The following is a 12,916-nucleotide window of genomic DNA, read 5'->3' as shown; positions in this document are numbered from 1 at the left end:
ATTAAAGTTTAGGAAAATAGTTGGCGGATTTTAAGCGTTTTAGATATTTTTTAACATTTTTAGCAATGCTGTTGGTGGAGGCTTTTGCTCTTGAATTCTATGTGGATAGTGGGAGAGAGTCGGGGCGTGATTTTGCAGTGTTGAATTTGCGCGATGAAAAACCTTTTGAATGCTATGAGGAGTTTAATAGAAACTCTGAAGTGAGTGCTGTTGTTTGTAGTTTTAAAGCACCTTTGCTTTCACGATTTCAGCGTAGCGAGACTTTATTTTTTTCAATTGTGCCTGATGTATTAAGGGATGCAGCAGAGGGTTTTAGTATAAGGATTATTCCAAAAGCTGGTAAAAAAATGAAGCTTTATAATACAGAGTTTGATTTAGTGAGTAATCAGCGCATTCCTGTAGAGAATAATTCTCAATCTAAGCGTTGGCAGATTTTAGGCTATGAGGGAGAGATTCCATTTTTAAATGATAAGCCAAGCTATGGAATCAATTTTCCAATGAGTTTTAATGAAGTTCCAAGCATTGGTGTGCTTGATGCGCAGATGCGTCCTATGGATGATCAAGTAGGAAGGGATAAGGATTATTTCTTAAATGTGCAGTCTTTTGTGGAGCGTCATTCTTATGCGGAGGCGTTAAGCACTATTGATGAAATGCTTGGAATCTATCCTGAAACAATTTTTAAACGAGATGTTCTGTATTTGCGATTAGTGGCTCTTGATGGGATGCGTAATGCAGAGAATTATGAAGAGATTATTGCGCTTGGTAAGGCTTGGCTTGGAGCGTATCCTACGGATATTCACGTGCCACAAGTCTTATTTATTATGGCAAAAACTTATGCGGGAATGAAGTTTTTTGAAGAGGCAAAGTATTATTACGATCGCTTGTTTAACGAATACAAGGGTGATAAATATGAGCTTTTAGCAAGACTTGATTATGGGGATCATTTATATGCGCGTGGAGATCGCAGAGTTGTTCTTGAAATGTATGAATCTGTGCTTAATGAAGCAAAGGATTTGGAGGTGGCTTCTCTTGCTTCTGTGCTTTTAGGGGATTATTATCGTAAAGGTGGAGAGAAAAAGAGGGCAGAAAAGCATCTTAGCGATACATTGCAGGCAAATCCTAATTTTTTCTTACAGGACATACCAAAATATTATACAATGATGCAGTCTTGGGCAGAGTTTGGGATTTATGAAACACCTGCAAAAGTGTTGGAGGTGATGTTTAACACTTTTGAGGATAAAGCAGTTCCTTTATACTTGCCGATGCTAAAGGATATGGCAATGTGGTTTGATAAAGCTGGGGATTTGCAAAAGGCACACGCATATTATCAGTTGTTTTTAAAAGAAAGCGATAGTGAGGCTGAGCGTAAAGAAGTTAAGGCTTTAGATGACGCATTATTGTTAAATGATAAGGAAAGCGATGCAGCAAAGCGTTTGGAGCATTATGATTATGTGATTGCAAATTATAAAGGCAAAGAGGAAGAGGGGATTGCGCTAGAGAAAAAGGCGCAGACTTATTATGATTTAGGTGATTATTTGCGTGTATTTGCAATGAGAGAAGAGCTTAATAGTGTGCTTGGAGAGGATATGCCTGTGCTTATTAATGCAGTGAGTATGTTGATTAGAGAAGCCTTAGCGGCTGAGGATTGCAAAGAGGCTGCATATTATGGAAGTCTGTATGGAATTAAACTTGCCTTGCAAGATGATGAATTTTTAAAGCTCTTTGATTGTTTGTATGCAAATAGACAATTTATTCCTGCATTAGAAATTGCTAAGGAGAAGTCTATGCAAGCGACTACACCAAAACAAAAGGAGGAATGGCTTTATCGTTTGGCGTGGGTTGAGTATTCTTCTCAAAACTATCCAAAAGCTTCCCTTGCTGCGCGTGATACTTTAAACTTATTAAGTGATCCAAAGCATAATGATAGTGCTTGGGTTCTTTTTATGTCTCAAATCAAGCAGGGCAATCAGGAAGAAGCTTTTAAATTATTACCACGCTTAGAAGAAAGCCTAAAAAATAGCAATAAAATGATTGAAGTGTATCGCGTGATGCTACAAGATGCGCTAGTGCGTAAAGATGATACAGCGATTCAATTGTATGCAAAGTCTTTAATGGATTTGCAAGAAATGCACGGACGCTATGAATATTCTCCTTGGGTAGAGCTTGGAGTGGTAGAAGCACTCAATCGTGAAGGGAGGTTTAGAGAGTCTTTAGACTTATTAAAAAGGGCAGAGTTGTATGCAAATAAAGAAACAGAAAAGATTCAAATTTATTATTTAGAAGGGTATTTATACGATAAGTTGGGTGATAAAAATATGGCAGTTGAATCCTATGGGAAATGTGAGGCTTTAAATGCGGAATCCCCGTGGAAAAATTTATGTATTGATGCAAAAAAATTATTAGAAAATGTGCAGTAGGGAGCAAAAATGGAGCAGACATTGAATTTTGAAGAATATTTAGAAAATGCTACGGAATGCTTAGAGAAGCTAGGAGATGAAAATATTGGATTAAATGAGAGTTTGGAATTGTATAAGAGCGGAATGGAGAATCTTCAAAAAGCGCAAAAGTTGTTAGAAAATGCACAAGTGCAATGTGAAACATTAAAAATGCAATACACAAAGGAATCTTAAATGAAAATTTCTGCATTACAACTTTCAAATTCTCGCACGCAAGATGCAATAGAATCTTATATTAAAACTGCTGTGGATGCAAAGGTAAGGGTGATTTTATTTGGTGAGTATTTGCTTAATCCCTTTTTTAAAGATTTGGAGATGGGAAGAGGAAAGAAGATAGATGCGCTAGAGAGAATCAAAAGGGAAACTGATGGGATTTTGAAGTTGTCTGCACAATATAATATTGTAATGGTAGCACCTGTCTTTGAGGTGATAAGGGATAAGATTTATAAAACGATTTTTATTGTAAATAAGGGGAAGGCTTTGAGTTATCGTGCGCAAAAATTAATGCCTTATGCGCATTGGAATGAAGAGAAGTTTTTTGCAAATACACTTCCAAAACATCCTAAAACTCCCCCAATTTTTAATGTAGGGGGATTTAAATTTGCAGCAGTTTTTGGATATGAATTGCATTTTGATGATTTTTGGCTTAAATTAAAAGCTGAAGGCGTGGATTGCGTCTTATTGCCCACTGCTTCTACTTTTGATTCTTCGTTGCGTTGGAGAAGTATTATCAAAATGCGTGCTTTTTTGAATAGTTGTTATATTTTGCGCGCAAATCGTATAGGACAATATCAAGACTCTCCAACACAAACTTTATGGAATTTTTACGGAGATTCTTTATTTGTTTCTCCTAATGGTGAAATTATTGATTGTCTAGGCGATAGGGAAGAGTTATTAATTGTAGAGGTGGATAAAAAATATTTAAAAGAGATTAAAGATTGTTGGCGGTTTCGTTAGCTTTCATCAAATATTAACCCTACTTTTAATAAGTTTCGTTATAATGCGGAACTTTTCATTATCTTAAAAATAATTTAATTAGATTCTAAAACTTTTGGAGTTTCTAAATGTCTGCAAAAACTATTAATCAACAACTTGATGAATTGTTTCAAAATGCTACTAAATATGTTTCTTATGAAAAAGTCGCACAAGTCTTAGGAAAGCTCCCAACACCAGCGCAAGCAAAAAAAGTGTGTGAGCTCGCAAAGAAATATAAGAAGCAATTGATGTCAGCTTCTGAAGTTGCAAAGATTCTAAACCAAGATGAGGCTAGAAAAATTAAAGAAGATAAAAAGCGTCTTTTAGATGAAGAGCTAGAAGATGAATTTGATTTTATGAAAGAAAGAGAGCTTTTAGAATGGAGTAGAAGTGATAGCCCTGTGAGAATGTATTTAAGAGAAATGGGGCAGATTCCGCTTTTGACAAGAGATGAAGAAATAGAACTTAGTAAGAACATAGAGCTTGGGGAAAATATTATCTTAGATGCCATTTGTTCTGTGCCTTATTTGATTGATTTTATTTTAGATTATAAAGAAGCTCTCATTAATAGAGAGAGAAGGGTTAAGGAGCTTTTTAAAAGTTTTGATGATGAAGAGGAGGGTAAGGAAGAAGAGAGTGAGGATAATGAGGAAGAGGAGGAGCGAGAGGGAGAAGAGAGTGAAGAATCTAAAAAACCTATCTCTAAAAAGGATCAAAAAAGAGTGGAAAAAGTCCTTGTAAGTTTTAAAGCCTTAGAAAAAGCAAAAAAAGATTGGTTGAAAACTTGGGAACAAGAAAAGGGTGATGAAAATTCTAAAGATATGCTATATTTATTAACCCTAGCGCATAAAAAACAATTTCTAAAAGAAAAGCTTTTAGATTTAGGTCCTACAAGTAAGTTGATTAATGAGCTTGTGAAGGCAATGGAAAATACTATTAAAAGCGATGAAGGCTTTGATAAAGAATTGAAACGCTTGGAATATCGCTTACCGCTTTTTAATGATATGCTGCTTGCAAACCATAAAAAGGTTTTGGATAATATTACAGAGATGACTAAAGCGGAGATTACAGCTTCTGTGCCAGAAGCAACAATGGTATCTACCTATATGGAGATTAAAAAGCTCTTTCAAACAAAGGCAGCAAGTGAAGGAAGTTTTGATTTAGAGCCTGAAAAGCTTAAGCAAATCTTAGAACAAATCAAGCGAGGAAAAGACATTGCTGATAAAGCTAAAACAAAAATGGCAAAATCTAATTTAAGGCTTGTGGTAAGTATTGCAAAGCGTTACACGAATCGTGGATTGCCTTTTTTAGATTTGATTCAAGAAGGCAATATTGGGTTAATGAAGGCGGTAGATAAGTTTGAATATAAAAAGGGGTATCGCTTTTCAACCTATGCAACTTGGTGGATAAGACAGGCAATTTCTAGAGCAATTGCTGATCAAGCACGCACAATTAGGATTCCAATCCATATGATTGAAACCATTAATCGTATCAATAAAATTATGCGCAAATTTTTACAAGAGGAAGGCAAAGAGCCTGATTTAGAAAAGATTGCAGAAGAAGTTGGACTTCCTGTTGATAAAGTAAAAAATGTGATTAAGATTACAAAAGAGCCCATTAGCCTTGAAGCCCCTATTGGAAATGGAGAGGATGGTAAGTTTGGAGATTTTGTGGAGGATAAAAGCTCTATTGGACCGATGGAGCACATTTTAAAAGAGGATTTAAAAGGGCAAATTGATGATGTCTTAGATCAACTTAATGAAAGAGAAAAAGCAGTGATTCGTATGCGCTTTGGTTTATTGGATGATGAATCGGATAGAACACTAGAGGAAATTGGAAAAGAGCTTAATGTTACAAGAGAAAGGGTTAGACAAATAGAATCTAGTGCTATAAAAAAGCTTAAGCACCCAAAGGTGGGCAGAAAGCTTAAGAACTACATTGAGGACTAAAAGCTCTTTTAGTGTAAAAAGTGGCGTTTTCCACTAAAATACAATGCGATTCCATTTGTATTTGCACATTCAATTACCTCATCATCTCTTATGCTGCCACCAGGTTCAATCACAGCACTAACGCCAACTTTATGCGCTTCTTCAATGCTGTCTTTAAAGGGAAAAAACGCTTCACTTGCTAGCACGCAACCGCTTAAATCTAGTCCCATCTCTTGCGCCTTTCTAATGGCTGCTTTTGTGGCATCTACACGGCTTGTCATTCCCATACCAATGGCAACCATTGTAGAATCTTTAACATACACAACACAATTTGATTTGACAAGTGCTGCAATTTTGTAAGCGATTTCTAAATCTCGCATTTGCGTTTTTATAGCTTGCTTTTTGCTGACGCATTTTGCGCCCTTGACTTCATCTCTCTCCACACAATCAGAATCTTGCAAGACAAACCCTCCTTCAATATGCTTAAAGTCTTGGGCGTCTTTTGGGAATTTTAGCGTTTTTCCACCACAGATAAAGAGCTTAATTTTCTTTTTAGTTTCAAATTCCTTCAACGCTTCTTGTGTAATTTCAGGGGCTACAAGCACTTCAATAAAGATTTTATTAATCTCTTGCGCTAGAGCAAGATCCACTGGCGCATTTACCGCCACAACGCCACCAAAGGCGGATACGCTATCACATTTCAACGCTTCTTTATAGGAATCTAAGGCATTACTTTTTAGTGCAAATCCACAAGGATTGCCGTGTTTTATAATGCAAACACAAGGGGCTTCTCCAAAGCTTGATGCAATTTTTACAGCACTATTAATATCTGTTAAGTTGTTAAAACTTGCTTCACCCTTTAGGGTTTTAAAGGTGCTAGAGTAGAAGTTTTCAAACTCATAATGCGCGCCCTTTTGATGGGGGTTTTCGCCGTAGCGTGTGGGGGATACAAGCTTTCCACTGATAAAATGTGCTTCCCCAAAGCCACCATTAAAGCGTTGGTTCATATAGTTTGCAATCATACAATCATAGCTTGCGGTGTGTTCAAATGCTTTTATCATCATTTGTTGGCGGAATTTTAGAGTGTTTTGGTTATTTTGTAAGTTTTCTAAAACCTTTGCATAATCGCTAGGATTTGTAACAATTAGCACAGAAGAGAAGTTTTTTGCCGCAGCACGCACCATAGAAGGACCGCCTATATCAATGTTTTCAAGGATTGCATCAAAATCATCGGTGCGCTCTATGGTATCCTTAAAGGGATAGAGATTCACGCACACTAAGTTAATGTCTGCGATTCCATATTCTTTGGCAATTTTTAAATCTTCGCTGTTATCGCGGCGGTGTAGGATTCCGCCGTGGATTTTTGGATGTAAAGTTTTCACGCGCCCTTCAAACATTTCTGGACTTTGTGTGTATTGGCTGACTTCTTGTGCTTGGATTCCTTTTTGCTCTAGTGTTTTGAGTGTGCCACCTGTGGATAAAATCGTGTATCCTAGAGAAATTAGCCCCCTTGCAAACTCTATAATTCCGCTTTTATCACTCACGCTTAATAATGCTGTCATCATAACTCCTTATGTTTTTAAGATTTTGTATAAGCAAAAGCTACTGGCTAAAAATAATGCAAATATTGGCATTATCACGCTAAATTCTGGTTGCAAAAAACCACTAATGGATAATTTTGAGAAGCTAAAAAAGATTCCCCAAGTAATTAGCACGCCTAAAATCATTCCCAAAGTCATTAGGCTAAAATTGGCGTAGCGGTTAGAATTTGGAATAAAAACAGCAAGACAAACCATAATTAAGGGTGCAAAAAAGGGAAAAAAGAGTAGGTTATAAAGTGCTGCACGCACCTTTTGCGTGTTTGCATTTTGTGCTTTTAAAAGTATGAGAGCTTCAAAGGCATCAAGAATTGAAATGCTGCCTTGCTTTTCATAAATATTTTCCAAGATTTTTGGTTTAAAGTCGCGCAAAGTTTTATAAACACTTTCTTTTTGGATTTTTAGGGGATTTTTACCAAGCTCTAAAGTGTTTTGCAATGTTGTGATTGTTGCATTTTCTAAAATCCAATCTTGTCCATTAAATTGTGCTTTTTGGGATTCTACAATGTGAGTTAATACATTGTTTGTATTGTCAAATTCATAGACTACAACACCTTCTGCGCTTTGTAATAGGGGGTAAATTTTTTTAAAATAAATGTAGTTATTATTGTATTTTAAAAATAAATCACTTTTGAAATTCCCAACAAAACCTTGGTTAATCATTAAATCTACACGCTCTTTTGCATAAACAAAAGGGGTGGAGTTAAGAGCAATGAAAATAATGGTAATCAAAAAGCTTAATAAAAAAATCGGAATAAAAATTTTAAATCTTGAATAACCAAGCGTTAAAAATGCTGTGAATTGCGCGCTTTTAAGGAGGTTTATTAGGAGTGCAATTTGCGCAAGGATTAAAGATAGGGGTAAAACAAATTGTGAAGCATACATAAAATCATAAGCTAGTAAAAGAATAAAAAGATTCGCTGAGCTTGGGAGATTATCAAGGAATTTGACTAAATCAATGGCAACAAAAAAGCATTCTAAAGAGATAAAAAGATAGAAAAAATACTTCAAATACAAAAAGCTAATGTAGCGGAAAAAGAGTTTCATCGTGCTTCTTTTAAAGGGCTTTTTTGAGATGGGGCTTTTGGGGCTAGTTTTTGTGGGGAAATATTTTTTTGACAAGGGCTTTTTGATGAAGTGCTGTTTGTGGATGGGCTTTTAGAAGGTAAAAAGTTGGAATCCATTTTTGGCGTAAGCGTCCATTTGCTAGAAATTTCACGCACAAAACTATCGCTAGTAAGATTATTACTTAATTTAAGCTTAACAATCTCTAAAGCGGCGTTTGCTGAGTGTGTGATTAAGCCTTGATTATGCGCTTCTTCTTCTGCGCTAAAGTCTTGTAAAACCCAATCTATCGCTTGTGCTTTTATGGTGGGTTTGCCGATTCCATACCGGATTCTATAAAAGTCGCTTCCACAGAGTGTATCAATTGACTTTAAGCCATTGTGTCCGCCACTGCTTCCTTTAAATTTAAATTTTATCGCTCCAAAAGGCAAATCTAAATCATCGTGTATGGTTAAAAAATCTGTGATTTTATAGAAGTTAAGCACGCTTTGCGCAGATTTTCCTGAGAGATTCATAAAGGTAGTGGGCTTTAAAAGCAGGATTTGAGAGCTTTTATAAAGCTCTCCTTGGAAGTCTTTTGCGCTCTGTTTAGTAGCATTTAGGTTTTGGATTAGGGAGTCAACCACCCTAAAGCCGATATTGTGGCGGTTGTTTTGGTATTTTTCTCCTGGATTTCCTAAGCCTATTATAAGAAACATTGAACATTAGGCATTAGCGCGATTTAATCACACCAACAATTGCAACATCATTGCGTTCAACGATTTTTACACCATCAAATGCAGGTAAATCACGCACGAGCACAACATCACCAACATCTAAATCGCTTACATTGATTTCATAATCTTTTGGGAGATTCTCAGGTGCTGCTTTAACCTTAATGCGCTTTTTAGATAGCATTAAAACACCCTTATTTTTAAGCCCTTTTGGCGTGCCAATCGTGCGAACTTTCACAGAATATTTTGCTTCAATCCCTGTCTGTGCTAGCATTAAATCCACATGGATAATTTCGCTAGTAATGGGGTCTTTTTGGTATTCTTGGATGACGACAGGATATTTTTGTGTGCCAACTTCTACTTCAAAGATTAAGTCTGTTTTTTTCTTCACTTCTCTGATGAAATCATTGCGTTTAAATGCGCAATGGAGGTTTTCCTTGCCTTTTCCATAGATATTAGCAATTAGATAACCATTTTTTCTTAAGGCTTTTGTGTCTGCCTTTGAAATACTCTCTCTAATTATTCCACTTAACATTTGTTGTCCTTAAAATTAAAATAAAAGCCGCCATTATAGCACTTTTTGTAAAAACTATGTTTAAAGTTGTTTATAAACTCTCTAAAATTTTAGAAAACGCTACTTTAAAATCATTCAGTCCTTGTTCTAGCAACGCATAGGATATGGAATCCAAATTGATGCCTGCATCATTTATGCTTTGTAAAAATTCTTCTAGTTCTTCAATGCTTGGTAAGTATGCTTCACTAGCTTCATCGCTGTTAAATGCTGAGATTGCAGAGAGTGGAGCAGTGTTGATTGCATAAGGGTGATAGAGTTCTTTAATATAATATGCCGGATCTAAATCATTATCTTTAACTCCTGTGCTTGCAAAGAGTGCGCGTACACCTGCAAGCCCATAGCCATTTAGAATATGGTAGAGATATTGCGCATTTTTAATACCAAGTGTTGCAGTTGCGATTCCGTGTTCTTTTAAAATGGAATCGCATTTGCGGTCAAAGCGCGAGACAAAGATGCTAACCACTGCGCGCGGCAAGTCTTTTAGCTCTTTTTTGCTTGTTTGCTTAAGCTTTTCATAACCCTTTTTAAAGGCTTCCATACAGCCAACAACTTGGGCTTTGTTAAATACGAGTGTAGCATTTACAGAGATTCCGTGTGTAATTAGCTCTTCCATTGCGCCAAAACCGGCTTTTGTAGCGGGGATTTTAATCATCACATTAGGATAATCAATGGCGTTAAATAGGCGGATTCCTTCCTCTGTCGTTGCCTTAGTGTTGTCGCATAAGTTAGGATCTACTTCAATGCTAATGTAACCATCATTTGGATTGCTATCATAAAGGGGTTTTAAAATCTCTGCTGCCCTTTGAATATCGGTTTTTACAAGGGCTTCATAGATACTTTTTTTATCCAAATCTTTTAAGGAATCTTTTTGCGCTTGGTAGCTTTCATTTAATAGGGCTTGTTGAAAAATTGTTGGATTGCTTGTTGCGCCTTTGATGATTCCCTCTTGCACCATTTTTGTAAAGTCGTTTTCTAAAAAGTTGCGTTCAATAAAATCACACCAAAGTGAAAATGAAAGATTTTCCTGCATAAAATCTCCTTAGTCTAAATGTTGCACAATTTGCATTAAGTTTTTTTCATTGATGATAATGTTTGCAGCTGCTTTAAGGATTGGTTTTGCGCAAAATGCCACTTTCTTTTTAGCGCATTTAAACATTGAAATGTCATTTGCGCCATCGCCTATGGCAATGGTGTTTTCATAAGTTGCATTAAGAAGTGTTTGGATTTTTTGCATCATTCTTCCTTTGGAGTAGTCAAACATCATCTCGCCGCCCACTTCGCCCGTTAGGATTCCATCTTTGTGGTGGAGAGTGTTACTAAAATGGATATGGTAGCCTAGTGCCTTTTGCCCCGCACTCAAAGCTTCATCAAACCCACCGCTAAAAACAACAACTCTGTAATTTCTAGCCTTTAGCTCGCAAATTAGCTCTTTTGCTCCATTGTTGTATGTTAGGTTGTTACAAATCTCTTGGACTTTTGATAGCGGCATTCCTTTGAGCGTTGCAACGCGCAGTTTTAAACTTTGATGAAAATCCATTTTGCCTCCCATTGCTTCTTTTGTGATAGCACTTACAGCATCTGCACTACCATAAGCTTTTGCTAAAATGTCAATGGTTTCTCCGTCCATTAAGGTGGAATCAAAATCAAAGATAGCAAGTTTCAAGGAAATCCTTTTATTTCAAAAAGTAAGCATTATACATTTTTATTGTAAAACAAATCTAATATAAAAAAGTAAATGATTTCTAAAATATTTTTTTAAGATTTTAAAGAGACGCCCCGAAAGGGGCAGGGAGATTAAAAAGTTTTATGAAGTTTAAAGCTTTAAGGATTAAAATTTATATTTTAGCCCAACATTACCGCTAAGATAGGTTTCATCTTTAGAATCCATTTGTCCTCTTAAAAGATGCTTTATACCAAATCCCACATTAACACTCACAGAGTTGCTAAGATTCATATTTCCACCTACAAGCACTTGCGCATAAGTTTTCTTTTTGTTCGCACTCTTAATGCTAAATGTGGAATTTGCGCCGATGAAGTTTGCAACATAATCATCGCCATTATTTGTGAGATATTGCTCAATTTTTGGAGTGATAAAGAAATAAGAATTTGCATTAATGTAGTTTCTAAACTCAGCACCTAAATCTAAAGAGAGAGTGTTGCTTGAAATGCTATGCACTTGTTTTGCTAAAATCCCTTTTTCTGTGTAGCTTGGAGTGTATCCATAAGCATAATTTAGCCCCACAAAAGGTTTAAAATAGAATCCTGCTGAAGGATTAAGGATTTTTCCTACATTTCCACTTAAGCCAAAAAATCTTTGCGTATAGTCTGCATTTACGATTCCTGTGGTTAGCGTGCTGCTGAAATCTGTTTTAGAAACCTGCCCATAAACTTTTGCGTTAAATTCTAAATTGGAAGCAAATTGATAAGTGGTGTAAAGCCCTAATTGGAAATTATTGGATTTATTTTTCGTGTCTGTATCTTTGATTGTAGAATTAGAATAAGTCCCATAAACTCCTAGCAATAAAGCATCGGTAGCTTTTTGATCAAAGCCTATGCTAAGACCATATAAAGAGCCATTGTTGCTATCAATAATGCTTGCTCCGCCAAAAGTGTTTGCCCACACACTATGGATAGAATTATTGATTCCATAATAATCAAAATTCACATCAGAATCTAATGCTGCAAATTTAGCACCTTCTAGCTTTGCGATGGCGTAAGGATTGGAGTATTGCGTATTTCTTGCGGTGATTGAAACTTCATTAGACACATTCATCGCTGTGTTAGCACTAGAGCGTGTGACTGTGTTAGTCTGTGATTTGGCTACTTTTTCAACAGATTGTATGAAATCTACAAGCTTTTTAGGGTCTTGCTTTAAGTTGCTTAAGGCTTGCTTAGTTTGCGCGTCTAAGTTGGAATCGTTAATTTGAGTAGCTAGGGTGAAAATGCTTTGAAGCTGTGGAGATAACTCTTTTTTCGCATTTTCAAGTGCTGTATCTATGCTTGGTGGAGTTGGGGTTGCAGGAGCAGGGGTTTCAGGGGTTGCTGTGGGTTGCTGAGCTTGTTTATCATTATCACCTTTTTCTCCATCTTCATTTTCGCCATTTTCTTCGCCATTTTCTTCATCTTCATTTTCGCCATTTTCTTCGCCATTTTCTTCATCTTCATTTTTGTAGTTTTTTTCGTCAGAATCACTAGAATCACTGCTATCACTCTTTCCATCACTTGCGCCGTCGTTCATTCCTGTGTCAGTGCCACTTGCTGTGTCTGTTTCACCTGTTCCCCCACCTGAATTATCACTTGACATATCACCACTTCCACTTGAGTCACTATCCATTCCCCCACTTTCAGAGTTTCTACCTCCTTTGTCAGAAGAATCGTCACCTCCACTCATTTGCTTTCCATCAGATGAAGATGTGGTTGTTGATGCCGCATTGCTTGAAGCGTCGCTTTCGGAGACTTGATTGTCAGGCATTTGGCTTGCCGACTGTTGCGATGCGTCTTGTTGAGAATCTTGAGTGTCGGCTAGGGTTTGGGCTACACAGATTGTTGAAGCCACTCCTACACTTAATAAAACACGGCTTAGAGCCACACTTATGCTATTTGAAAT

10 protein-coding genes and 1 pseudogene are annotated in these 12,916 nt (G+C 36.6%); 4 read left to right on the top strand and 7 right to left on the bottom strand.

All coding sequences use genetic code 11. From position 1 onward, the window contains the following. The first annotated feature begins 20 nt into the window (after window positions 1-20). The 4 genes from MRZ19_RS00590 (at window position 21) to rpoD (ending at window position 5,380) form a co-directional block, all read left to right on the top strand. Window positions 21-2,417 (top strand): flagellar functional protein, encoded by a 2,397-nt coding sequence (locus MRZ19_RS00590; RefSeq protein WP_291029287.1) that lies wholly within the window; start codon window positions 21-23, stop codon window positions 2,415-2,417. 9 nt (window positions 2,418-2,426) lie between these two features. Then, entirely contained in the window at window positions 2,427-2,630 is a 204-nt protein-coding gene (gene xseB / locus MRZ19_RS00585) for an exodeoxyribonuclease VII small subunit (protein WP_291029286.1), read from the top strand. After that, the gene (locus tag MRZ19_RS00580) at window positions 2,631-3,413 is read left to right on the top strand and encodes a carbon-nitrogen hydrolase family protein (RefSeq protein ID WP_291029283.1); all 783 of its coding nucleotides are present in this window, start codon (window positions 2,631-2,633) and stop codon (window positions 3,411-3,413) included. A gap of 107 nt (window positions 3,414-3,520) precedes the next feature. Further along, entirely contained in the window at window positions 3,521-5,380 is a 1,860-nt protein-coding gene (gene rpoD, locus MRZ19_RS00575; protein ID WP_291029281.1) for an RNA polymerase sigma factor RpoD, read from the top strand. An 8-nt stretch (window positions 5,381-5,388) separates the two neighbouring features. Here rpoD and purH read toward each other — a convergent pair whose 3' ends face one another. The 7 genes and pseudogenes from purH to MRZ19_RS00540 form a co-directional block, all read right to left on the bottom strand. After that, window positions 5,389-6,921, bottom strand: coding sequence for a bifunctional phosphoribosylaminoimidazolecarboxamide formyltransferase/IMP cyclohydrolase (purH, locus tag MRZ19_RS00570; RefSeq protein ID WP_291029347.1), 1,533 nt, complete (start codon window positions 6,919-6,921; stop codon window positions 5,389-5,391). A gap of 9 nt (window positions 6,922-6,930) precedes the next feature. Then, window positions 6,931-8,004 carry an LptF/LptG family permease gene (locus MRZ19_RS00565; protein WP_291029278.1) on the bottom strand — a complete coding sequence of 358 codons (1,074 nt, stop codon included), beginning with the start codon at window positions 8,002-8,004 and terminating at the stop codon, window positions 6,931-6,933. Window positions 8,005-8,216: 212 nt separating this feature from the next. Continuing rightward, window positions 8,217-8,720 (bottom strand): annotated as a pseudogene (pth, locus tag MRZ19_RS00560) (aminoacyl-tRNA hydrolase); the annotation flags it as partial. Between the two features lie 13 nt (window positions 8,721-8,733). Next, on the bottom strand, window positions 8,734-9,270 hold the full coding sequence (locus tag MRZ19_RS00555) for a 50S ribosomal protein L25/general stress protein Ctc (RefSeq protein ID WP_291029276.1): 537 nt from the start codon (window positions 9,268-9,270) through the stop codon (window positions 8,734-8,736). Window positions 9,271-9,340: 70 nt separating this feature from the next. After that, complete coding sequence (locus tag MRZ19_RS00550; RefSeq protein ID WP_291029274.1) at window positions 9,341-10,339, bottom strand: transaldolase; 999 nt, start codon at window positions 10,337-10,339, stop codon at window positions 9,341-9,343. A 9-nt stretch (window positions 10,340-10,348) separates the two neighbouring features. Then, window positions 10,349-10,972 carry a phosphoserine phosphatase SerB gene (gene serB, locus MRZ19_RS00545; RefSeq protein ID WP_291029272.1) on the bottom strand — a complete coding sequence of 208 codons (624 nt, stop codon included), beginning with the start codon at window positions 10,970-10,972 and terminating at the stop codon, window positions 10,349-10,351. A gap of 165 nt (window positions 10,973-11,137) precedes the next feature. Then, window positions 11,138-12,916 (bottom strand): autotransporter outer membrane beta-barrel domain-containing protein (locus MRZ19_RS00540; protein ID WP_291029270.1); only part of this gene is annotated, 1,779 nt, incomplete at its 5' end.

Origin of the sequence: Helicobacter sp. (assembly GCF_022770205.1) — a bacterium.
In the GTDB taxonomy this organism is placed as follows: domain Bacteria; phylum Campylobacterota; class Campylobacteria; order Campylobacterales; family Helicobacteraceae; genus Helicobacter_D.
The sequence above is the reverse complement of the archived record's forward strand: the minus strand, read 5'-3'. Positions and strand labels throughout refer to the sequence as shown.